20 protein-coding genes are annotated in these 21952 nt (G+C 54.7%); 9 read left to right on the forward strand and 11 right to left on the reverse strand.

All coding sequences use genetic code 11. The features are described 5' to 3' along the window. Window positions 1–126 precede the first annotated feature (126 nt). The gene (locus RB_RS25415; protein ID WP_164922498.1) at window positions 127–546 is read right to left on the reverse strand and encodes a DoxX family protein; all 420 of its coding nucleotides are present in this window, start codon (window positions 544–546) and stop codon (window positions 127–129) included. Window positions 547–600: 54 nt separating this feature from the next. Then, entirely contained in the window at window positions 601–1164 is a 564-nt protein-coding gene (locus RB_RS25420; protein WP_011123632.1) for a DUF1579 domain-containing protein, read from the reverse strand. Window positions 1165–2620: 1456 nt separating this feature from the next. Between RB_RS25420 and RB_RS25425 the strand changes: the two genes are divergently transcribed. The 3 genes from RB_RS25425 (at window position 2621) to RB_RS25435 (ending at window position 6396) form a co-directional block, all read left to right on the forward strand. Next, complete coding sequence (locus RB_RS25425) at window positions 2621–3307, forward strand: PH domain-containing protein (protein ID WP_007339773.1); 687 nt, start codon at window positions 2621–2623, stop codon at window positions 3305–3307. Window positions 3308–3434: 127 nt separating this feature from the next. Beyond that, complete coding sequence (locus RB_RS25430; RefSeq protein ID WP_164922499.1) at window positions 3435–4904, forward strand: BON domain-containing protein; 1470 nt, start codon at window positions 3435–3437, stop codon at window positions 4902–4904. Window positions 4905–5115: 211 nt separating this feature from the next. Beyond that, on the forward strand, window positions 5116–6396 hold the full coding sequence (locus RB_RS25435; protein WP_076611259.1) for an IS701-like element ISRba4 family transposase: 1281 nt from the start codon (window positions 5116–5118) through the stop codon (window positions 6394–6396). A 250-nt stretch (window positions 6397–6646) separates the two neighbouring features. Here the strand turns inward: RB_RS25435 and RB_RS25440 are convergent, their stop codons facing one another. From RB_RS25440 to RB_RS25450, 3 genes are all read right to left on the reverse strand, one after another. Further along, entirely contained in the window at window positions 6647–7900 is a 1254-nt protein-coding gene (locus tag RB_RS25440) for a right-handed parallel beta-helix repeat-containing protein (protein WP_011123639.1), read from the reverse strand. A 352-nt stretch (window positions 7901–8252) separates the two neighbouring features. Then, window positions 8253–8588: a hypothetical protein gene (locus tag RB_RS25445; protein ID WP_164922500.1), complete on the reverse strand. Its 336-nt coding sequence runs from the start codon at window positions 8586–8588 to the stop codon at window positions 8253–8255. Beyond that, complete coding sequence (locus RB_RS25450) at window positions 8585–8797, reverse strand: hypothetical protein (protein WP_164922501.1); 213 nt, start codon at window positions 8795–8797, stop codon at window positions 8585–8587. Before RB_RS25450 ends, RB_RS25445 begins: the two co-directional genes overlap by 4 nt. Before the next feature lie 304 nt (window positions 8798–9101). Between RB_RS25450 and RB_RS25455 the strand changes: the two genes are divergently transcribed. Further along, entirely contained in the window at window positions 9102–9323 is a 222-nt protein-coding gene (locus tag RB_RS25455; RefSeq protein WP_231846523.1) for a TIGR03643 family protein, read from the forward strand. On the opposite strand, the gene RB_RS25460 is transcribed toward RB_RS25455, so the two are convergent. Next, window positions 9320–11023 (reverse strand): RNA polymerase sigma factor, encoded by a 1704-nt coding sequence (locus RB_RS25460; RefSeq protein WP_011123644.1) that lies wholly within the window; start codon window positions 11021–11023, stop codon window positions 9320–9322. The two genes, RB_RS25455 and RB_RS25460, sit on opposite strands and share 4 nt — an antisense overlap. Before the next feature lie 393 nt (window positions 11024–11416). Beyond that, window positions 11417–12163: a phosphatase PAP2 family protein gene (locus RB_RS25465; RefSeq protein ID WP_007333546.1), complete on the reverse strand. Its 747-nt coding sequence runs from the start codon at window positions 12161–12163 to the stop codon at window positions 11417–11419. A 334-nt stretch (window positions 12164–12497) separates the two neighbouring features. Between RB_RS25465 and hmpA the strand changes: the two genes are divergently transcribed. The 4 genes from hmpA (at window position 12498) to RB_RS25485 (ending at window position 16741) form a co-directional block, all read left to right on the forward strand. After that, entirely contained in the window at window positions 12498–13724 is a 1227-nt protein-coding gene (hmpA, locus tag RB_RS25470; protein ID WP_164922502.1) for an NO-inducible flavohemoprotein, read from the forward strand. 106 nt (window positions 13725–13830) lie between these two features. Further along, entirely contained in the window at window positions 13831–14166 is a 336-nt protein-coding gene (locus RB_RS25475) for a cupin domain-containing protein (RefSeq protein ID WP_011123648.1), read from the forward strand. A 294-nt stretch (window positions 14167–14460) separates the two neighbouring features. After that, the gene (locus RB_RS25480; protein ID WP_164922503.1) at window positions 14461–14712 is read left to right on the forward strand and encodes a DUF3565 domain-containing protein; all 252 of its coding nucleotides are present in this window, start codon (window positions 14461–14463) and stop codon (window positions 14710–14712) included. A gap of 289 nt (window positions 14713–15001) precedes the next feature. Continuing rightward, the gene (locus RB_RS25485) at window positions 15002–16741 is read left to right on the forward strand and encodes a hypothetical protein (protein ID WP_011123654.1); all 1740 of its coding nucleotides are present in this window, start codon (window positions 15002–15004) and stop codon (window positions 16739–16741) included. A gap of 149 nt (window positions 16742–16890) precedes the next feature. On the opposite strand, the gene RB_RS27900 is transcribed toward RB_RS25485, so the two are convergent. From RB_RS27900 to RB_RS25505, 4 genes are all read right to left on the reverse strand, one after another. Further along, on the reverse strand, window positions 16891–17073 hold the full coding sequence (locus RB_RS27900; RefSeq protein WP_007333540.1) for a hypothetical protein: 183 nt from the start codon (window positions 17071–17073) through the stop codon (window positions 16891–16893). A 232-nt stretch (window positions 17074–17305) separates the two neighbouring features. After that, window positions 17306–18274: a mechanosensitive ion channel family protein gene (locus tag RB_RS25495; protein WP_164922504.1), complete on the reverse strand. Its 969-nt coding sequence runs from the start codon at window positions 18272–18274 to the stop codon at window positions 17306–17308. A 5-nt stretch (window positions 18275–18279) separates the two neighbouring features. Then, window positions 18280–19443: a B3/4 domain-containing protein gene (locus RB_RS25500; protein ID WP_164922505.1), complete on the reverse strand. Its 1164-nt coding sequence runs from the start codon at window positions 19441–19443 to the stop codon at window positions 18280–18282. A gap of 201 nt (window positions 19444–19644) precedes the next feature. Beyond that, window positions 19645–20952 carry an AI-2E family transporter gene (locus RB_RS25505; protein ID WP_007339788.1) on the reverse strand — a complete coding sequence of 436 codons (1308 nt, stop codon included), beginning with the start codon at window positions 20950–20952 and terminating at the stop codon, window positions 19645–19647. Between the two features lie 199 nt (window positions 20953–21151). Here RB_RS25505 and RB_RS25510 point away from each other — a divergent pair, with 199 nt between their 5' ends. Continuing rightward, window positions 21152–21826 carry a class I SAM-dependent methyltransferase gene (locus RB_RS25510; RefSeq protein ID WP_011123659.1) on the forward strand — a complete coding sequence of 225 codons (675 nt, stop codon included), beginning with the start codon at window positions 21152–21154 and terminating at the stop codon, window positions 21824–21826. The last annotated feature ends 126 nt before the right edge of the window (window positions 21827–21952 follow it).

A 21952-nucleotide genomic window follows, 5' to 3' on the forward strand; every position in this document is an offset into this window, starting at 1 on the left:
GGGGTGTGATTGCTGTAGCCGTCACTGGTCCTGTGACGGCCTGACTGCTCGGGCGTTTCGGTCGGGGGCTTGGTGTTGGGAACCGACGCTAACGCGTGGCGGCCGAGGGGGCGGGATGCCCTTTGGTTACGCTTCAGAACGGTCGACAGGGTCCGCCGTATTCGAAACCGATTGAGGTGCGAAGGCGAGACGGAACACGGCGGGGTTGCGAAGTCCGAGGGCGACCCAAACAACGATCCCAACGATGATTGGGATGAAGAATGGTTCCTCCATTCGAACATGTGTTGCCGTTGCACCGCCCAAGTAGGCCGCCAACAAGATGGCTCCGATGAACGATGTTCGTGGTATCAAAAACAGGACTGTGACGGTCACTTCGACGATGCCGATCCAGAACATCACGTCTTCGCTCCATCCCATCTTGGCAAACATTTCGGATTTGCCTTCCCAGCTAGTGAGCTTCCCTGAAGCACTTGCTCCGATCAGCATCAGGGCCAGGAGGCCGCTCAAGATCCAGCCGGCGATTGTCAACTTTTTGTTCGAGTTCATCTTCAGGTGGTTTGGGTCCAAGGGAAGGGTTGCATGGTTGGTTGAGTAATCGATTCACTCGGATTTGCTTCGGTTCGCCGTGCCACTCACAAATGTGATCCACTGGCCATCGTCGGCGAGGATTCGAGATTGGATAGAAAGTTCATTCTCTGATTTGAATTCGTAGATGTCTTCGAACTTCGTTGTCTTTCCATCCGACATGAAATTGGGACCCTCCGCCTCCAACGTGAGGACTTTGCCAGTGGAATCGACGTGACCTTCATAGTGCCACATGAAGGAGGTCACTGAATCGATCCAAGTGCCCACATACTTCTTTCTGGATTCATCGAATCCGATCGTTTGTATGCCATTCATGGGCGTTCCGGCGTAGTCTCCTTTCATGTTGTTAATCAACCAAAACCCGCCGAGCATGCGAGATGTCATGATGCCTTCGCATTGGACGGGCGGTTGATCCGGCCCCATGCTCGATTCTGACTTGGTCGTCCAGTTGCCCGAGAACTGTTGTAACCATTGATGCTCCGGTGTCGGCTCGGGCATCGTCGGTTGCTCTTGTGCTACCGCGTCGCCGACGAACAGCAATGCGAACGTCAGTGACAGCAACGGGAGTGGATTTGGCATGTTCGGTTCCTTGTCCGTGAAAGGTTTTGGTGGTTCGGTTTCATTCTTGTCGAAAGCGAACAGCCTGGATCGACAAAACGTCGAAAAGTTTTCCAGTTTGACTTGATCATGGAGAGTGATCGCTCTGCTGTGCAACCGAAATGTTGCATGTGTGTGTCTGGACGAGCAAGTAGGAAGGGAATGAAGGAAGCAACCGACCGGATTGAAAAGCAAAATGAAATTAACGCGCCTGTTGCACGGTTTCTCGTCTCGAACGAAACGCGTTGGGATGGACGAGTGTTGGCCATGATAGCCGAGTGGCTGTACTGATTGCCTTGCTAACGCAGCGGGTTGTGATGATGTAGGCATCGCAGAACTGTGTGACGTTGTGGTTGCCAGGATTTGGTTGGGATTTGAGAGTTTAAGAACCGGACGCTAACGCGTTGCGGCTGATGAGGTGGTTGCGATGCTGTAGCCGTCACAGGCTCTGTGACGGCCTGGGTGTATAGGGGTTGACCCGGATCCATGATTGCTAACGACCGGACGCTAGCGTGTTGCGGCTGATAAGGTGTTGGCCCACAACCGAACCCTCTACCCCCGCCAAAGGCATGGGAAAGGAGGTACGACTGGAACCGGACCAATGCGTGTCGCAAGTGAAGTGCAAAGGGGTGATTTTGCGTTCCGATTCTCGGTGCGTGGTATCATCAGAAGAAAACAACAAGTGGCTCATATGACACATCCGTTCAAAATGATGAACAAACCTCCGGGAGGCGTTTGATGCTTTCTCCCGATCGATCCGGTCTGTTGCATGCTTTGGCGCAGGTGTATCTCCCGAGCTCGTTCTTCTATCTCATCCTCGCGGGGATGGTGGTCGTTGCGATCCTCGTTGGCTTGTTCATGTTTGTCACGTACAAAGGCTTCCGAAGACTGAAGTTCTCCGGACGTCGTTCAGGATGTTTGTCTGTCGCGTCCATCTTCCTGGCTGCACTTTTGTTGTGGATATTTTATTCGTCTTGGACTCGATCGCATCGGCCTTTCGAGCCAAGTGGAATGCATCAGAATGGCCCTCCCATTGAGGCCTATGAGCGAGAGATGGAAAGGGAGGCAGCACGATCAATCAATCGATGATCGGGTATTTCGAACGATACAGTTTGAGAAGCGACCGGTGAGTGGAGGTCGCCTTGCTAACGCGGTCAATCGAGATGTAGCCGTCACAGGCTCTGTGACAGCTTGGTTGTCTGGCATTGATCGGGATTCATGGTTGCTGACAACCGGACGCTAACGCGTTGCGGCTGATGGGGTGGTCGCGATGGAGTAGGCGTCACAGGCTGTGTGACGTCCTGACTGCGTGGATATTGATCGGGATCCATGAATGCTGGAAGCAGCCGTTGATGCATGGCGGCGGGTTTGCTTTTCGGTATGTGATGTGCATGGGTGTTGGCTGTCGCAACTTCCATCCGTCTCGGAATATTGATTCATGCAAGTCCTGACCGCCCAGTGCCCGTATTGCCAGCACGAAGTTGATAGCACGATCGAACATCTCGATGGACCGGTGGTGTGCCCAAGTTGCGAGAAACCGTTCGAGATGGAAATGCCGACGGCCGTGGTCACTTCGGTTCACGAGATCGATGGAAAAACGGCACGCCATACCAAAATGGCATCTGAGCCGGCAGAACGCACTCTGGTCGAAGTTCATCCGGTTGTCTTTCGAGCCCGCCCCATTGCGTCAATCTTGTTTTTCGTCGTCGGCATTGCTGCGGCCGCACTGATCATCTTGTCAGTCACCGGCATGTCACTGGCCGGCTATTCGTTCGAGGAAACAACGGTGCTCGGTCCCGCATCCATCGTGGTTTGGTTGGGCGCGGCCGCATTGCTGGTGATTGCGGGCATGGTTGGCTACTGGACGCTATTGAGCCGTTTTACAACGTTAACCGTCACCGACGACCGCACGATCTATCGCGAAGGCATCGTCTCACGAGACACTTCGGAAGTGCAGCACGATGATGTTCGCAACATTCAACTCGATCAAACGTTTATGCAGCGGTTGCTCAATGTGGGTGGCATTGGCATTTCCAGTTCCGGCCAAGATGACTTGGAAGTCGTCGCCAAAGGGCTTCCGCACCCAAAGCAAATCATTGATCTCATTCGCGAAAATCAAGATTGAGTTGTCGTGGTGGAGTTCATCGCTCCGGTGCAGTGGTTGGTTTCTAGTCGGCACTTTCAGAAGCAACGGCGCACCGTTTGCGGCCAGAGATGAGCTGGATTTCCGATTGCTCGCACACAGGCCTAGCATGATCTTGCCCAAACAAAGTCTCGCGGCATCTCTCATCGCCGTGTTTCTGATTTGCTCTCCAACGATCGCCGAATCGTCATCGCCGACTGCCGCCGAAATTCGTTCTGCCATCAAGGCCGATCTGAAAGACGCTGGGCGACTCAGCGAGAACAAGATCGAGGTGGCGGTTGAGTCGGGCATCATCACGCTGATCGGTACCGTCGTCAGTCTTCAAGACCGCCAAATCGCCTCCTCAATCGCAAAGCGAACTCGCGGCGTCGAGGCGGTCCAGAACCGCATCCTCGTCGAGCGATCTGCGAGATCCGACTCCGAAATTCAATCCGACGTGCAGAAAGTGTTGCTGATCAACCAAAGTGTTGAGCATCCTCCGATCACAACGGAAGTCTCCGGCGGCACAGTAGGACTTCTTGGCAAGGTTGATTCGTTGTCGCAGAAGCGGATTGCCGAGTTCGCCGCCGCTGGTGTTCGAGGCGTTTCCGAGGTCGACAATCAGATCACCGTTCGAATGTCTAGCGATCGGTCTGATGAAGAATTGCGAGCGGAGATCAGCGCGCTGATCGTTCAGTCGGTCTACTTCGACAATGCCAATATTGACGTTCAGGTCGAAGACCATGTTGCAAAGCTGAGCGGTGCGGTAGGCTCGGTCACGGCAAAGGAACGGTTGGAGCAAGTTGCTGAAATTTGGGGTGTCGCTGCCGTTGATGTCAGTGGCGTTGAGGTTGACCCTGATAAGCTCGACGATTCACTACGCAAGCAACGCTATGCCGACGTCAGCGACAAGAGTATCACTGATGCGGTTCGCCGCTCATTTGAAGCGGATCCGTATCTCTTCTCACGCGCGACGGGGATCGAAATTGTTGTTGACCAAGCCAAGGTGGAGTTGAGCGGCACCGTGGATCGCAGCTTCATTCGAACGCGTGCTGGTCAATTGGTTCATGGCGTCGTTGGCGTTCGTCGCATTGCCAACCAGTTGGAAGTTGAATATCCGGAAGAGAAACCATCCGACGAGACTATCATTGAAGAAACGCAACAAGCTCTTGCACGCAGCGGTCATCTCGATCGTCGCGAGATTCGGGTCCATTGTGACCGCGCACACGTGAGCCTGTATGGTTTGGTGGATTCCGAGTTGGAGAAGCGTGTGGCTCACTCGATCGCGGACGGAGTAGCAGGTGTCGTTCACGTCAACAATTCACTTGCGGTCGAAGCCGAACCATCCGGCAAGAGCGATCAGCAGATCGAGAAAGATCTCAACCGCAAGCTCAAGTACGCTTTGTTGGACCGAAGCGACCAAATTGATGTTGTTGTAGAAGACGGCGTCGCCATCTTGCGAGGCCATGTCGACACGTGGTTGCAGTGGCAGACTGCGATGGACTTGACCGTCGAGGCGGGAGCTCATCATCCTCACAACATGATCCGAGTTCGCTATCACCCGCCCCATTCTGGCATGCGGTACTTCATTCCTCAGTGAGCTTCGCTTTTCGTTGAAGCTTGCCGACATTTTTAGTCGGAGGGAATCGTGGCCAAAGTCAAAACGGCTGATGAGGTACGCCGTGGTTGGCGGTGAATTTTATTAATATCCACGCTGCTTAGTACTACAGCGCTAAATGGTGTTGTAGAGGGCCGGGCTTTTCGCTGAGAATAGCAGCTGGAGATTTTGTTTGCTGCACGGAGAGCTTGGCATGGATGTCGCTGAACTGGAACAACTCGAAGATCGGTTAAATGCTTACTTGGCTCGCTTTGGCGATTGTTTTCGACGAAGCGACACGAGGGCTCATTTGACGACCTATGTCCGTGGTCAACTTTCCGACCTGGACGCCAAGAGTGTGGAGCCGATTGCGTTGCAAGCCGGTACACCGGTGCGAACCTTGCAGGAATTTATCGCCCAGCATCGGTGGGACGAAGATGGACTTCGCAGGAGGCTGATCCACATCGTCCGTGATGAGCATGTCAACAAGAACACTGTCGCGATCATTGACGAAACCAGCGACGTCAAGAAGGGCGACAAAACGCCTGGCGTGCAACGACAGTGGTGCGGCAAAGTCGGCAAGCAGGAGAACTGTATCGTCACGGTTCATCTGGCTGCGGCGAACGAAGACTTTCACTGCATGGTCGATGGTGAACTGTTCCTCCCCGAGAGCTGGAGTAACGACCGCGAGCGTTGTGCCGCCGCCGGCATTCCCGATGAGATGGTCTATCGCCCCAAGTGGCAGATCGCGTTGGAATTGCTTGATCGCAGTAAGGAGGAGGGGATTGAATATCCTTGGCTAACCGCTGACGAAGGCTACGGCGGTAAACCTGGATTCCTGGAAGCTCTTGCCGACCGCGATCAGAAGTTTGTGCTTGAAGTGCCGCGAACGTTTTCGGTTTGGGAGAAGCATCCCGAAGTGACCGAGCAGCCCTATCGCAAGGGCGGCCGCGGCCGAGGTCGCAAGACACCCCGCGTCAAGAGCGGGGAAAGTTCGCCGCGAAGTGTTGAAACAGTGTTCTGGCACGGCGAAGCGATGAAAGCGAAACGCTGGAAACGCTACCGCGTCAAAGACGGCGAGAAAGGTCCCATCATCTGGGAAGCCAAGCGGGTTCGCGTCACACTCAAAGGCAGCGACGGACTACCGGGGCTGTCTCTGTGGTTGGTGGTCGCGAGAAACGTGCTTGACGGCGAACTGAAATTCTTCGTCAGCAACGCGAGCGAGTTCGCTTCGATGGCGATGCTGCTACAGGTTGCGTTTCAGCGATGGCGAGTGGAACGTTGTTTCGAGGATCAGAAACAAGAGGTCGGCTTAGACTGTTACGAGGGGCGCCGATATTTGGGTCTGAAACGCCACTTGATCATCACGTCGTTGAGCTATCTGTTTCTTTCGCAAACCTGCCAGCAGGAGCGGGAAAAAAAATCCGGAGTGGACAATTCAGCAAATTCGCGACGCGGTCGACGCAATCGTTGTCAGCTGGTCACTCCCTCGTGAGAGTCGTCGCATGTTGCTTGATCAGGTCGCCTCACGGATCAACTACCATCAATCACGCAACGTAGCGGCTCGCATCAGCCATACGCAAACGAAGCTCGACAGATACGCCGAACTCGGTATCGACCCCGAAAGCATCACACGATGCCGATGGCCCAAAACTTAGCGCTGTAGTATTAGCTAAGCGGCGGGAATGAAACCGGTGGACTTCGATCTTGCGTTCGGCCGGCTTCGGTTAGTTGGCATCGAGTCGCTATTCGGCGATGCCGTTGAATGCGGCGAGCAATTGATCGCGGTTCAGGTGTCTCCAAACCGGATGTCGTTGGTCGAGGCTTGGGAAACGTTTGAACAGTTCGGCAAGGTCAATGGAGTCGTTTAGCGTTTGCTGAACTCCGCCTACCCTTCCTTTGCCACGGTTGTTGCTGAACTGCACAAGTGCGTCGACTGGGATGCGAGCTGCCAACGCACCGTCGCCGGCAACCATCACATTGTGCTGGATTCGAATCGGACCGCTGATTTGATTCGCACCGGAGCTTTCGCGAGGGTGGATGATCCGTATCGGTGCGGCCTTCCCGAGAGCCAAAAGAACGTTGCTCGTTATTTCCAGATTGCCAATGACGGCTTCTTGATGGTTTCGGCTGTAAAAACAGTTTGCAGTGCTTGCGATCCAATTGTTTCGCACGATGCAATCAGCCGCGACTTGCATCGTACAGTCGTTGGAGTCCCAGACAATATTCGATTCGACGTGATTGACCGGTTGTCCGGCAGTACCGTAGATGGTGATCGCCGGATAGTTGGTGTGATGGATGACGTTGCGTGCGATCAAGTTGCCATAGCTGCCCTGCTTGATCTCGATGCCATCGCCCTGACTGATATCTGGGCCGTTCAGATGGTGGATGTAGTTGTCTGTCACTTCTGAATGATGAAAGACAGCCCCGCCGTTGTTCGCTCCCAAATAGAACGCTTCGCCATGGCCGCTGGTGTGATGGATGTGGTTGAAGCGAAAAATCATCCCACGGTAATCATCTCCAGGATGGTTGCAGGTAACCGCGACGCCACCGATATGGTGAATGTGAAGACTTTCGATCGCGATCGATTCCGCACGGTGCGAGTCGGAGCTTTGGATTCGGATCGCCGTCGCTCCGCCCGTGATTTCCAAACCTTCCAACTTCAGATTCTGCGCTCCTTCCAAGTTGATCGTGTTCTGTTTTGCGTCGGGCCGGTGAAAGATCACTTTGGCTTCGTCTTCCGCACGGATCAAAATGGGTTGCTCCGCGGTTCCACGATGCGACATCACCAATCGTCGTGAATCGGTGTAGGTGCCATCGACCAAAGTCACAACGTCCCCGGGTCGCAAAGCATCACCGCTTAGCAGTTCAAACCAATCTTTTTCGGGACCGATGCGGAAGTGTTCGGCAGAGACCGGCATTGAAGACCAAACCATCAGCAGCAATGCGGCTAGCACTGAAAGCACTCTATCGCTCGGTATCGTTGTCAGACTTCGCATGCGGTTTCAACTCCTAGGAACGCCACGCATATCTTTGGTCCATAGCAATCCGGCTTCGATCAAGGACGACATTCGAATCGGCATCCGGAAGCGTCGCCTCGGTTGAACGCCACGACGTGTCGCGTGCTGGATACTATATCCAGTTGATCATCACTGCGGCGTTGCCGGCCAGGGTGGTTGTGATCCTTGGCATCCGACTCAACGTCGAGCGTGCTGGAGCGAAACAAGTCGCGTGCGTGCAGGCCTCGTCTACGAACGATCAAGGAAGCAAGATGTTCGTTTGAATATGGTGAAATCAAACGTTCTGCAGGTCGTGTTTCCGCACGCGACCCAGACGCGTTCGACGAACAATTTAGGTTCGTTTGAGAATGTATTGCTTCAGCAAGTTCCACCAGTGAATCGAGAGTTTGGCCGGCAGGTTACCTGCGTTGGAAACTCTTGTGATGACATGGTCGTTGTGTTTGACAATGATGTTTTGCCGAGTTGCGTCTGCTATCGCAACGAGCCCGAATTTGGAGGTTCGGGCATTTTTCAGCGAGACTCGGGGAAGAGACCCGCTGGACTCGATCAAAATTGTGTCGCCATCCGTCGTGAACATCTCCACGACTTGAACGACGTGGGATTGATCGAAACGTTCCAGCTTCAAGTCGGCTTCGATCGATACGCTTTGACCTGACTTACGAGTCATTTGCTGCCTGACAGGTCGCGGGTGCGAACCTTCAGGACACCGTTGAGCTTCCAGTGTGCGTGTTCCACGCTGTCGTTGCCGGTTTTTGCGGGCACAAAGACTTCCATGTTTTCAAAGTCGTAGGAGATCTCTGCATTCCGACCGGTCAAGGCGTCATAAAGTCCGACCGCCAACTCCGGCCAAGTGTGTGTTCCTTGTTTGTCAGTCATTGCATTCCTCATCGTTTGTTGAGTGTGGTGATTTCTAAGCCGACGAACTTTAGAATGGCGGCAAGCTGCAGGCTGCGGTGGTAGGGCTTTGCAATCTCGTACCCTGCGACAATGGCGACACCCGGTTGCAATGTCTTCACGCGATAAGAAGGCTTATGGCTTCGTTGTCCACGGCTAAACTTTTTCTGTATGCGCTTCGACGTTCCGAAGCTTGACTCTGCTCAGCAAACTCGTGAAGAAGAATACGGACGTGAGACGCGACCCGAAGGAATTGTCGCGAGCCGAAATCGATCGTGTCATCATGATGGCTTGGGAGGATCGGACGAGCTTCGACGCCATTCAAACACAGTTTTCTCTTTCTCATGGCGATGTCATTCGATTGATGCGTCAAGAGATGAAGCCTCGTTCGTTTCGCATGTGGCGAAAGCGGACTGCGGGGCGGGCAACGAAACATGAGGCGACGTTCTCAAGTCAGCACGGTGAAAATCGTTGTCGACGCTTTCGTGCCAAGTCGCAACGAGGTTAGCGATCAGAGGGCGTTTGTAGTTTGGAAATAGTGATTCGCGTGACCACCGCGATAACAACCAAGATGATTATCACAAGGACATTGATTTGAAAGGCGAAGTCTGGCGTGTAGCCCTCGGCGATCTTGGTCAACCAGTGCTGGTTGATCGTTGCAACCGCAGCCTCGCTTGTATCGCCTGAGAAGACGGTGGCTCCCTTTGCGGAACCCATGGACGCTGCGACGCCGCCCGCTGCCATTTTGATTCCGAATGCCGCACCACCAACCGCATGACCGCCGAGAGCGAGTCCTCCGAGCGACCACCATCCCACTGCGAGTCCACCAAGGCTGATCAGGCCAATGGATAGGCCACCCATCGAGATGACACCGATACTCATCGCACCGACAGAGACAATTCCGATTGGGCGACTTCCCATCGCGATCGCGGCAATTGATTTGTCCCCCATTGCGAAGAACCATCCGTAGGCAACGTCGCCGATGGCAATCCAGCCTCTTGCCACGCCGGGGCGAAGAGCGATTCCACCTGCGTCGCGGGGGCTGAACTGGATGTCCAGCAACGGCCGACCAAGCAACCTGCGTCCACTGGTCCATGACCGTCCGCAGCATGATTGCGATTGTTGAAACGCTGCTGCTCTGGGTTCGAGCTCATCGCCAGCGAGCTTGGCGGCTTCTCCTAATCGCCGGTACTGACGCATCATTAAGATCACGACTCCCATCAGTAACAATTGAAAGCCAACGATGAGGCTCAGCAAAAACAGGGCGTAGGTGGTGCCAGCAAACGGCGAATCAGAGGTTTGAATCGCGACAAGGTACGATAGCGCCGCAATGAATCCTCCGATCAACAACAACGTGACGATGGTCCAACGCACGATCGATCGTTTCTGTGAGGCGTAGGGTGCGTTGCGATGAGTGAAGTAGGTGCCAATGCCACCACCAAGCAACCCGCCCAGCGTGCCTAGGACGGCTCCCGACAATCCGGCGGCTGCGGCACCGCCAGCCAGCTTTCCCACCGTCGCGGCCCCGGAAGTTTTGGTGCTGGATATGGCGGCGGTTGCTGCGATTGCCGCGCTCGCGTTGCCTGGCATCGCACCCATGACGCACGCGGTGAATGCCGCCGTCGGAGCGGTCCCCTTGAGCGTTGATTCAACCAGTCTCTGCACCTCGTTTCTCAGCATCTGACGACCGCGAGTCAAACGCTGGCGAACGGTCGCTTCCGATTCACCAATCGATTCCGCCACCATCGCAACAGATTGTTCGCCACGATAGTACAGCACCATCGTCTCGCGGTATTTCTCCGGCAAGCCATCCAGCGTGGCCCAGACGAGTTGACGCTCTTCTTCTTGTGCCAATGCGTCCACCGGCAGCGGATCGGTGTCAGTCCCTTCCGTATCGTGTGTTGCGTCAAAATGTTCTTCAAGTCGTTTGCTTTTCCGTACAATGTCGAGTGCCCGGTGACGAGCGATCGAGCACACCCAGCTTGCAAATTTTGCCGGATCACGGAGCGTGTCCCGCTTCTTCCACGCCTCCAAAAATGCTTCTTGGCCAGCGTCTTCACTGCGGGCGAAATCCCCAAGCACGCTGTACGCGACACCGGTGACCATTCCGCTGTAGTGTCCAACGAGTTGTCCAAACGCCGCTTGATCGCCGCTTAAAGCGAGCCCCACTAATTCATGAACTTCCACATTTTTGACGGTTGGTGTCACGAATTTTTTCCTCGAAGTGATATGAAGCCGAACTGACTATCAATTGGTCGAGTCGAGGTGCGCTTCTGTGACGACATTTTCACTCTGCGTTCAAAACTTTTTTTGTTGCATGGATTCGCCCAGCAAATCGACGCTAAGCAGGTAGGCAGGTGTCATCGGGTATGTGAGCCGTTTGGCGTTAGCCACGGTTCCAACGCAAAACCGGGGCTAACGCCCAAACGGCTCACATAGTGAAACCCAATCATTCCTGCGTACCTGCTTAGGAGTTTGCTTCCGCTTCGAGTTTGGCACAGCAATGCCGCGTCAGTCCGGGCCGAACCGTATGACTGCAAGTGGAGGAGGAAACAAGTCAACGGCTGGTTCGTTGGCGACGGTTCAAGCGTTTTGCATTCCTCAATTGTCGGGGGCGTCTTGCTCCGTTTCAATCTGACCACTTCGTTGAAATCGCCGCGCGAGCAACCAACATGAAAGCGCCCAGGTCAAACCTGCAATCCATCCAGCCAGAACATCCGTTGGATAGTGGACACCCAGGTAGACTCGGCTGACACCGACGATCAACGTCAGAACGCAGGCAACCGCGAGCGTGTAGATTCGTAAAGTCTGGCGAGGCAGAACACTGGCAAGCAAAGAACCGAGCGTGAGGTAAACGACCGCGGATAGCATGGAGTGTCCGCTGGGAAAGCTGCTTGTGTGGACAATCGACAGATGGGGAACCATGTCCGGACGGGGGCGATCAAACAGATGTTTCAGCGAGAGGCTAATGACCAAGCCTCCCAAAGTGGATGCGATCAGAAAGACCGTCATGTGTCGCTTGCGATCGAGCCAAAGGTAGCCGGCGATGACGATGGTAAAGAGAGACAGCGCACCGATGCCACCCAAAGCGGTCGCGTCACGTCCCATCTCTTGCAAGAACGGCGGCCCGATGGGTTGAGCCGGGTTGTCCGGTTGTCGCATCGCTCGCACCGCCCATTCATCGAATGCTTTTGTTTCGCCTTCGATCACCTCACCCGCGATTTGAGCGAACGTCCAGATGCCACCCACGACCAGCAACACGACGACCAACAGAATCGGTTCACGTCCGCGTAGCCAACGAAGCCACCGCGACAACGTCGTGTAGGCTTTCGTTCGAGCTGTCTTCATGACGAATCTTTTGCAGGTGGGATGTGTGTCGCGTCGCCGAGCAAGTTTGAATCGCTCGCGCGGTAAGATTCATACTTTGCAGCACATTGTCTCCGCAACCAAGTCCTGTCATCGAAAGACATCGGTGAGTCATTCGATGACGGCGTTGATGTTCTCCGAGTGGCGATCACGGACGCAACTCGAAAGTGTGATTAAGGAAATTACGGCGGCCGTAAAACGTGCACCTTGACGTGGATGTTTAAATGTGTACCTTTGGGTGATTGTATCAGGGCGACGTTTTTGATGTCGTCCAAGTATTCCCCACCGCTTGCGTTCCTCTACGAAGGCCCCGCCCATGCTGAGCGAAAAAACGATTCGAATCGTCAAGGAAATCACACCTTTGGTCGCTGCGAACGCGGAAACGATCACTCGCAGATTTTACGAACGGATGTTCGAAGCCAATCCCGAGGTGAAGGCGTTTTTCAATCAAGCTCACCAGCATTCCGGCGGTCAACAGAAAGCTCTCGCCGGTGCGATCTGTGCCTACTTCACCCACATCGACAATCCCGCCGTGTTGATGCCGGCTGTTGAATTGATCGCACAAAAGCATGTTTCATTGGGCATCAAGCCAGAACACTACCCGATCGTCGGCAGCAACTTGCTGGCCGCGATTGGTGACGTCATGGGGGATGCCGCGACACCGGAAATCGTCGAAGCCGTTTCGGAAGCCTACGGGTTTTTGGCGGATATCTTCATCGGCCGCGAAGGTGCGATCTATGAGGAACAAGCTTCCATGCCGGGCGGATGGAATGGGACGCGAACATTTGTTGTGACGAAGAAAGTTCGTGAAAGCGAGATCGTCACATCGTTCTATCTCAAACCCGAAGACGAAGGCCCGCTGCCACCGTTCAAACCGGGGCAATACATCACGGTCCACATGGATCACCCGCACACGCCAACTTCCCCACGCAACTACAGCCTTTCGGATTGTGCCAGCCAACCGCACTATCGAATCAGCGTCAAACGTGAAGAGCGACTCGTCCCGGATGCGCCCGACGGTTTGATTTCCAATCATTTGCATGATGGCATCGAAGAGGGACACCGCATCGAACTTGGCCCACCGTGTGGTGAGTTCACGGTCGATCCAGCAACGATTGCAAAACCGATCGTGCTGATCGCGGGCGGCATTGGTGTGACGCCACTATTGTCGATGGCGAAATCAATCGTTCATGCCAATCCCAACGCGGAGCTGCACTTCATTCAAGCGGCTCGGAACAGCAAGGTGCACGCATTCGCCGATGAACTTCGCCGTCTGGCACAAGCCGGACCCAATGTTCACACCAAGGTCATCTATGACTCGCCGCTTCCAGGAGACGTGGAAGAAGGCAAGTGCGATGAGGCCGGATTTGTCACGGAAAATCAAATACGAGAGTCGACGCCTTTTACCGACGCGGACTTTTACTTTTGCGGTCCCAAGCCGTTCATGAAAAATGTCCATTCCTGCTTGCGGGAGCTTGGTGTCGACGAGCACCGCGTTCGGTACGAGTTCTTTGGACCCAAAGAAGAATTGGTCGCGGTGTGAAGCGAGCGTGAACATTCGGTTTTGGCTTCAGCGTTGTGGGCAAGTTCGCGCCGATCCTGTGCTGCTATGACAGCCAATTGTTTCTATCTATGTTGAAAGTGATTTTATGAGCGACTTATTGACAGCCTATGCGGATTTGGACGCTGAGATCGAAATTCAAAAAGACGGAACGATCAGCAAGACCCTTTACCAGGACGATTCATTGAAAGTCGTTTTGTTTGGTTTCGACGCCGGCCAAGAGTTGTCCGAACACACCGCGGCAGTTCCTGCGATGCTGCAATTCTTGGATGGAGATGCAACCGTGACGTTGGGTGAGAAAACGATTGACGCTGCGGCAAACACGTTCGTTCACATGACAGCGAAGTTGCCGCACAGCATCACCGCAAACAAGCCCACCAAAATGTTGTTGATGCTTCTAAAGGGAGCGAAGCCGAATGGCTAGCTGGGCAGCGTCATCTTGTTTTGCTCGCTTGGAGGTCTGCTCGGGTTCGTTCCGTGGGAACCGGGGCTAACAGGCTGTTGATTTATTGAGCCGCACCGCGTTAGCGGCGGTTGATTAGACGCCAACCGGGGCCAACGCCCAACGGCTAATGATTGTCATTCGGTATGCGACTAAATCAACAGCCTGCTAACACCCGAACGGCTCAGATGGCGGAAGCGGTTTTGTGGGATCGTCGATTCTCGTTTGGGGCTAATCAGTTCGCACCATCTTTCTCGCGTTTGAGGGTATCCGTTGATGACGAAAGCAAACAGCGGCGTCCAGCAACCGATCATCGGTTATCACCTCGATGACGAGAGACACTGGGTTGCGCAATTGGCGTGTGGGCACAACCAGCATGTCCGCCATGACCCACCTATGGTACGGCGAGAGTGGGTAACAACATCCGCTGGTCGCGAATCAATGCTGGGCTTTCAGCTCGCATGTAAGAAATGCGCTGAAGGAGCACCCGCCGACGATCGACCGTTCATTCCTGGAAATGATCAGTGAAGCGGTCCTGGCTGTGCTTCGTGGCTCGTCGGCTTTTAGCGGGCGTCTCAAAGCCTACAACCCGCAGATCTGAAATGGTTCTGTGATGGAATTGATCAAGAGCTTTGTCTTTGGCCATCAATTGACTCGTTTTGTCCAGCTCTCTGGGAAATGAGATCTAGATTTCCTTTGGGATTGGTCGGAAACACCATGCCGAGTGCGTTCCTCTCAAACGGCTCGGGGCACGCCTCTCGAACGGGGCGTCTAGTGCTTTCTTCCCACCGTTTGCATTCATCCGTGGGAATCCTGCATGATCATCTTGACTGTCATTATGGGCTTCATTGCCTTGATCGCTTTGGCCATGCCGGATTTGGTTTTGCTCGGCTTGTTTCTGATTGTGCCGGGCATCATTCTCATGGTTGCTCCGACCGCGTTTCTGTACATGGCGTCCGCGACTGCCATTCGTTGGCTGCTTCCGGCACGTACCGGAGTCAAGGCCACCGTGCTTGCGTTCTGTACCGCTGGTGTGTTTGCTGCCCTGGTTGCGTATCCATTTCGCTGGATCGGTGAACGCGAGTACCGAGCTTCGATCCAGGAAGACGTCGTTTGTGCCTCACCATTGAAATTGGAGGGGAACATTCGACTGGAACGTCGCGATGTTTTGCACTGGAAGCGAGGGCAGACCGAACAGTGTGATGAATTGTGTGCGGCGTTGTTGCTCGTGCCGGGCGTCAAGAGTGTCACGCTGGCCAATGGCATCGATTGTCAGCACGAGACCACGTGGAAACTGGTGCCGCGAGGCAGTGTTCCAAACACGAGACTCAAGCCAATCGACCCGGAACAAATTTTCCAGCACTATCCCGCCGAAGAGGACGCTGATCGACTCGGCGGAACGCGGATCCACGAGTTTCATCAAGCGAGAAGGGAACAGCTCGCGGCCGAATGGAACCTTCGGCTGGCGACGCGACAGACTTTGGTTGCCAGAGACGTGGCGGTGGCCCCACACACAACCATCGTCATCACTCGCTCGAAGCAGGATTCCAAACCCGCGGTTGAACGTATCGAAGTGTTGGGGCAATCAGGCCGCACGCTGTTCCGTCGATCGTTGGTGGAGCATTCGGTTGTCAACTCGCCGCCGTACATTGCGTTTCATCCGAGCATGAGCAACTCTCGATTCGCAATTGGTCGGACGAAGTATTCGACCGGTAGTCGACGCGAACGATTCGATCCGATCGCTGAGTTGATAGAGAACGTCGAAGGCCTCCGCCAGACACCGTCTGAAGATGCACCTCGTTTGGTAAAGCAGCGTCTCGTTGAAGCCCTGGGCAATGTTGCGAGCGACTCGGATGGTCTCGAACTGGCTGTGCCGTGGATCGTCGGGTTGGGCTATCAAACGCCGTCCGACAAAGATGCTGAAATTGTTCATCGCATCGTCGCTAATCTTCGAGTTCCCGATGTCGGTGAAGCTCTGCGTCGCATTTATCCGAAAACGATTCCGCTGCGTTACCGCTCCATTTTGGTGCAGCGGATCATTGCTCAGCAGACCCATGCGGAAGATCGGACCTATTTTGCCTCGCTGTTGAGCAAGATGCCGCCGGGCACGTTTGCAGACATGACGGCGGAAGAATGGCAAGTCATCAACGATCCATCTCTGCGGGGCGACTCGGCGGCCTTCATCGAGCGGTTGGCCGATTTAAGGAAGCCTGGAGTTCAGCCGATGCTGGAAATTTTGCAGCATGCGGTGCAAACGATGCCCAAGTGGCATCAACGAAAGCCGGTGGTTCAGGCTGTGTGCCGCGGGCTGGCGAGATTGGGGCCGGACGCCAACGAAGCCTTGCCAATGATAAGGTCTTCGTTCGAACAGCAACGTTGTCCGATTACCAACAGTGCCGGCGATGCACTGGCGTGGCGGATCGCTATGGCTCGGATGGGGCTGTCGATCGAGGAGCTTCCTCACCCGCCGAGTTGGAAAGAACCTGCGATCGCAAAGATGAGAGACCAGGTGAGTCGACGACTCGCGAAATACGATCCCGAAGCAGGTTTGTGGTGACGGAAACCATCGGCAGTGGATTGCGGGTTTCACTCAATCATACATTCGCAACGGCCACGTGGCATGCAGGTTGCAACTCTGCCTATTCACGGCAACGGGGCCGCATCGACTACTCCAACGGAGAAAACTGAATGAGTACCGCAACCGCATCAATGCAGGAATGCATCCAAAACTGCCAAGAATGCCAAACGATTTGTGCCGATATGTTGACCAGCCATTGCCTCGTCGAAGGCGGTGACCATGTCGAGCAAACTCATGTCAAACGAATGCTCGATTGCATCGCCGCATGTGGTGCGTGCATCGATTTCATGAGCCGCAACAGTGAAAATCATTCGCTCTACTGCCGCGCATGTGCTGAAATCTGCAAGGCGTGTGCGGAGAGTTGTGAAAAGGTTGGTGGAATGGAAAAGTGCGTCGAGTGCTGTCGCACATGCGAACAAAGTTGTTCGTCGATGGCCGCATAATCGCCAGCTTGTTCGATAAAGTTACATCGACGCCGGGATCACGGTATCTCGGCGTTCGCTTTTTGTATGCCGTGAATTGCGGTGTTGCCGTTCGTTGCTACTAAAACGTCACCACAGGTTGCGGGGCTTTCTTGTCGGCTGGCACGTACGGTGATGTCACCTGGGTCGCTCCCAATTCCGCAATCGCTTCTTTGCCGCGGACGGATAGATCTGTGATGAAGACGAATTGATCGCGCAGATCGAACGGGTAGGCTTTCACTTGGTAGTGAGTCCCCCATGGTTTCTCACTCATCACCACCAGCACCGGTTTGTCATACTCAAGGTAGGCGCTCGTCATAGCCACGTCTCGCAAGGCACCTCTGACTTCCGACGCGTTGTGATCCGGGACCAAATAGAAATCGGCGATGCACATCAACGTGTGTGCTCCGTCGTTGCTGTTACTGATGTTGCCTTGCCAGCTGACCAGATGCGGAACGGTGATGATGTCGTCCGCAGCGGTCTTCAGACGAATCGCACGCAGTCCGACGGACTGCACCTCTCCATAATCGTCATTGATTTCCACCCAGTCACCCGGGCGATACGGTCGTTCGAACACCGCGACGACGCCGGCAATCAGACTGCTGACGTAGTCTTTGAATGCGAAACCAATCGCGACGCTGGCACCACCAGCGATCACCAAGAAGTTCTCGAAAGTGACGTTGAAGATGATCGGAATGATCCAAAGCACCGCCAACGTCATCAAGAGCAACCGAATGATCGGCACGGCGGCGAGCAAATACAACCGCAATTGGCTGGGGCCGCGCTCCGCTAGAAACGGTAGCAACCTCCGTACGATTGCGATCGTGAGCCAAACCGCGAATGCGATGCCGGCGATTTGCAGCAGGCTGATGTCTTGCCAATCGTTGATCAGCTGGACCGCTTGATCGGATGCTTCTTGGGCCGGTTTGTCGATCTTGTCGGCCGCCGCTTCGCCAGCGACGGCTGCCTGCGTCGCAGTCTCCGCAGCGAGATCTATTGCTGTTTCGGATGCGTCCTGCTCGATTGCTGAATTGGGAGCGTCGTTTTGCATCGGTCCTACAAACGGTCGAGAGGAAAGCCGGCGTCGTTCAAACACTGCCGAATCGTTGGGTATGCCGTGGGACAGCAGTAGTAGTTGTCACCATCGCGTTGGACAAACTCAGCTTCTAGCAATGCCACCAGCAAGTTGGATTCATCGACGCTGGGGAGCACGAGGCTCAATTCTTCAGCGGTCAATGAGTGATGCAGCAGTAAAGCGTGCAACGCGAGCAGTGCGGTCGAGACGTGGTTCTTTGGCAAATGAAAATCATCCAGCTCTGCCACCCACAATGCCTGTTCACCGGGGAACTGATCCGCAATTCGATTGTTGTCTTTGGGGGCAAGTCGCAAGCTGCTTCGCCACAAATGCCATGCGACCCAAGGGATCCCCAAGCTACGTGCGGCCAAGGTCATCAGATAGTCTGATTTGGGTGATCCTTCTTCACCGTTGAGTTGAAAGATGTCTTCGCCATTCTTGTTGAGGCGAAAGACTTTTCCTTCGGCTTCGCCCGATTCAACCAAGTTGCTGAACCAAGCGTGAAGACGATCTGCATCAAAAGCATGCAAGGTGACTCCGATGGGCAATACCAAATCCGCCCCAACGGTTTTTTCGAAGAAGCCCCACGCCCAACTGTTGCATCCGATCACACAATGTCGCTGCATCATGGCCAAATGGTCCAGCAGGCGGCGCAACAGTTTCAGCCCATTTCGATGTCGGATGAACCACTCTTCCAAACGAGGAATGACGATCACACCCTCGCCTGTTGATTCCGGCAAGCTGACATCGGCCGTGCCGTTGAGAATGGATTGGCGATCCGGCGGTTCGATGATGACGTGATCACCCTCGGTTGCCCACGATCGCACAACGTTGCTGTGGTCACACGGTGGTAAGACGACAAGTTGCATCCAATGTGCGGGCTCTGGATCTTGCGTCCAATCCGAGAACGTTTCTTTCATCTCCGCGAGCAGTGGCCCGCAGGAAGGCGGCGGTACAATCTTGTTGAGCTTCCGCGTCGTCGCAATTCGAAGCGAATCATCGGAGATGAATGGATCCTCCTTTTCACGACGGAGTGTCCTCCAAATGTTCTCTGCAAACCGCCGGATCGTCTCATCCGCGGGGGTCGGTGGAAGCGTGAACTCTCCGAGCGGTTGAAACGTCAACACCTCGGATGGTCGGTTCATGTTTTGCTCGGATGTGAGGCTGGTAATAGATTTGGTGCCAGTATAGTTCCCGGACAAACAGGATCTGCGAGAGGGTGGTCGGTTTGTGGGAATAGCCGGTCGTTAAGCAGGTGCGCAGGGCCGATTGAGCTGAACCAAGTGAGCCGTTTGGCGTCTCCATCGTTGCATTTGGAAGTACGTCGTACTCGCACTGGAGAAGACTTAGACCGGAGAAGCTTCTGCGATTGGTTTGTGATCTTTGATCGGATCGCATTCTTCGCCGGGTTCGCACGCATCTTCACCGAGCACCACAGCAAGCGGATAGGTCGCTTCAAAGCTCGCGAAGATTTTTCGCTGGACGATCAGCAATGGCACCGCAAGAAACACACCGGACAATCCCCAAAGGAAGCCCCAGAAGGCAACTGCGATAAGCACCACGACTGGTCCAACTTTCAATGTCTTGCCCAAAATGGTCGGGGTAACGAATTGGCCTTCGACCGCGGTGGTCAACCAAAACGCGAACGCTGTTAGGCAGGCACGGCTCATCGTGTCGAACGAACTGGCCGCCGCTAAGAAGACAATGGATGTGGCAGCCAACGGGCCGACGTATGGGATGAAATTGAACAATGCGGCCATGACTCCCCACAGAACCGGCGTCGGCATCCCGACCAACCACATCACAAAGGTAACCGCCACGCCCAATCCGATGTTGATGCAGGTGATCTGTGCGAGGTAGCGGCCGACGCTTTGTTGAATGTCGCCGATCTTCTTCAAGACCTCACCACGTGAGCGAGAATTTGGCAGGACTCCGAGCGTTCGGTTCAACAGATCATCGCCCGTCGACAACATGAAAAATGTCAGCACCGCGATCGCAGCAACGAATGCGAGCATTTGACCGGTCTGATTGATCAGAACGGTTTCGTCGACGATGGACGGCTTTTGGTAAGCCACTTCGATTCGTGGTTCATCCTCTTTCAATGGAATGGTTGCATCGTCCACGGCGGTGCCCGCTCGATCGACGGCGGTTAGTGGTTCCGCGACCGACTGAAATTTGCCTCGGATCGCTGCGAGGCTTTCGGGTGCCGAGGTCAACCACTGCTGAGCCGGTGAGTAAAGCAATGCAATGATCAGGGCGAGCGAAGAGAACAGTCCGGCGATCAGCATTGCGCTAGCGGCGGCCTGCGGAACACCCCATCGACAGATTTTGGCTTCGATCGGTCGCAGCGACAGATATGCGAGCGCTGCGATCGCGATTGGGACCAACAGATCGCTGGCGATGTAAAGCATGCCCAATGTCAGGATGGCCGCAATCGCCGTGACCATGCCTCGCATCCAGCGATCGTTCCGCTCAAGTAGCCCTGAAGATCGTGACGACAATTCGCGAGGCGGTTGGGTCGTTGATGGTTGAGTTGATGGATGGCTGGCCGGTCGCGGGGCGGCTGCTTCCGGATCGGAACCAGGATCGATTCGGCGGTCGATCGCTAGAACGCTCGTGGTGGAGGTTTCTCGATCATCGTGAGCGTTCTTCATCGTCCGTGGTCCCTACGATTGCGGTTCAATGTTCGGAGATCATCAAAGATCATGCAATCTTCGTACCGACATGGCATGTGGATTGCTTTGTGATGCAAATGCGGTCGATGGTCGGCTGCATATCACCCTGCAGAATGAGCGGCAGCATTCGCGGTTCTCAGGCATCAAACCAGTCGAATTCCATTGAGGTTGAAGCAAAATGCATGCGATCACTGCAGGGCCTAGTGAAGCGGGTGCCCGGCCAACGTTTGCCAAGCGTGCGTTCTATGTATTGAAGGCGTGGCTGCAGGCTCCCATGGATGTCGCGACCCTTTGCCCGAGTTCGCCTTATCTGACACGAAAGCTTGCGAACCGCGACTGTGTGAAGAACGCACGCTGTGTGATCGAATTGGGACCGGGAGCCGGTGGTACGACTCAGGCGTTGCTCGAATACATGCGGCCTGACGCAAAGCTTCTGGCGGTTGAGAAATCGACGGTGTTTTCCGAGCCGCTCCATGCGATCCATGATCCACGACTGGAAGTGGCGATGGATGACGCTTGTGCACTCGCCGAGATTGCTGCGAAACACCAATTTGGATTGGTCGACGCGGTCGTCTCGGGGATACCGTTTAGCAGCATGCCGCCGGCTGTTGCGAAAACCATCGCTCAGTCGATCCATCAAGTCTTGCGGCCTGGTGGTGTGTTTGTTGCCTACCAGATTCGCGACCACGTCAACGAGTTCGCACGTCCGTTGTTCGGGCCTGCTGAGACGGAAGCCATTCCCATGAACTTTCCGCCGTTGACCTTGTACACATGGACCAAAGTGTGTGTCGCTCAACAGGACGCCGCCGATCGTCGCGGCCAAAACGAAATCGTTCATGACCAATGTGCATAAGTCGCAACGAGTGGCTGAGGTGCAGGAACTGAGTCATCCGCGTAGTGAGCCAAGTCAATTGGCCAGGCAGCAAGTGTCGACATTCACACGTTTGAACTGCCGAAGCGACAATGGTTGTTGGTGCTG

Origin of the sequence: Rhodopirellula baltica SH 1, from assembly GCF_000196115.1 — a bacterium.
Lineage (GTDB): Bacteria > Planctomycetota > Planctomycetia > Pirellulales > Pirellulaceae > Rhodopirellula > Rhodopirellula baltica.

Bases quoted from the DNA above. Each gene is read 5' to 3' on its own strand.
- RB_RS25415 (WP_164922498.1), bottom strand. From the start codon at position 546: ATGAACTCGAACAAAAAGTTGACAATCGCCGGCTGGATCTTGAGCGGC.
- RB_RS25420 (WP_011123632.1), bottom strand. From the start codon at position 1,164: ATGCCAAATCCACTCCCGTTGCTGTCACTGACGTTCGCATTGCTGTTC.
- RB_RS25425 (WP_007339773.1), top strand. From the start codon at position 2,621: ATGCAAGTCCTGACCGCCCAGTGCCCGTATTGCCAGCACGAAGTTGAT.
- RB_RS25430 (WP_164922499.1), top strand. From the start codon at position 3,435: ATGATCTTGCCCAAACAAAGTCTCGCGGCATCTCTCATCGCCGTGTTT.
- RB_RS25435 (WP_076611259.1), top strand. From the start codon at position 5,116: ATGGATGTCGCTGAACTGGAACAACTCGAAGATCGGTTAAATGCTTAC.
- RB_RS25440 (WP_011123639.1), bottom strand. From the start codon at position 7,900: ATGCGAAGTCTGACAACGATACCGAGCGATAGAGTGCTTTCAGTGCTA.
- RB_RS25445 (WP_164922500.1), bottom strand. From the start codon at position 8,588: ATGACTCGTAAGTCAGGTCAAAGCGTATCGATCGAAGCCGACTTGAAG.
- RB_RS25450 (WP_164922501.1), bottom strand. From the start codon at position 8,797: ATGACTGACAAACAAGGAACACACACTTGGCCGGAGTTGGCGGTCGGA.
- RB_RS25455 (WP_231846523.1), top strand. From the start codon at position 9,102: ATGGCTTGGGAGGATCGGACGAGCTTCGACGCCATTCAAACACAGTTT.
- RB_RS25465 (WP_007333546.1), bottom strand. From the start codon at position 12,163: ATGAAGACAGCTCGAACGAAAGCCTACACGACGTTGTCGCGGTGGCTT.
- hmpA (WP_164922502.1), top strand. From the start codon at position 12,498: ATGCTGAGCGAAAAAACGATTCGAATCGTCAAGGAAATCACACCTTTG.
- RB_RS25475 (WP_011123648.1), top strand. From the start codon at position 13,831: ATGAGCGACTTATTGACAGCCTATGCGGATTTGGACGCTGAGATCGAA.
- RB_RS25480 (WP_164922503.1), top strand. From the start codon at position 14,461: ATGACGAAAGCAAACAGCGGCGTCCAGCAACCGATCATCGGTTATCAC.
- RB_RS25485 (WP_011123654.1), top strand. From the start codon at position 15,002: ATGATCATCTTGACTGTCATTATGGGCTTCATTGCCTTGATCGCTTTG.
- RB_RS27900 (WP_007333540.1), bottom strand. From the start codon at position 17,073: ATGATTTTCACTGTTGCGGCTCATGAAATCGATGCACGCACCACATGC.
- RB_RS25495 (WP_164922504.1), bottom strand. From the start codon at position 18,274: ATGCAAAACGACGCTCCCAATTCAGCAATCGAGCAGGACGCATCCGAA.
- RB_RS25500 (WP_164922505.1), bottom strand. From the start codon at position 19,443: ATGAACCGACCATCCGAGGTGTTGACGTTTCAACCGCTCGGAGAGTTC.
- RB_RS25505 (WP_007339788.1), bottom strand. From the start codon at position 20,952: ATGAAGAACGCTCACGATGATCGAGAAACCTCCACCACGAGCGTTCTA.
- RB_RS25510 (WP_011123659.1), top strand. From the start codon at position 21,152: ATGCATGCGATCACTGCAGGGCCTAGTGAAGCGGGTGCCCGGCCAACG.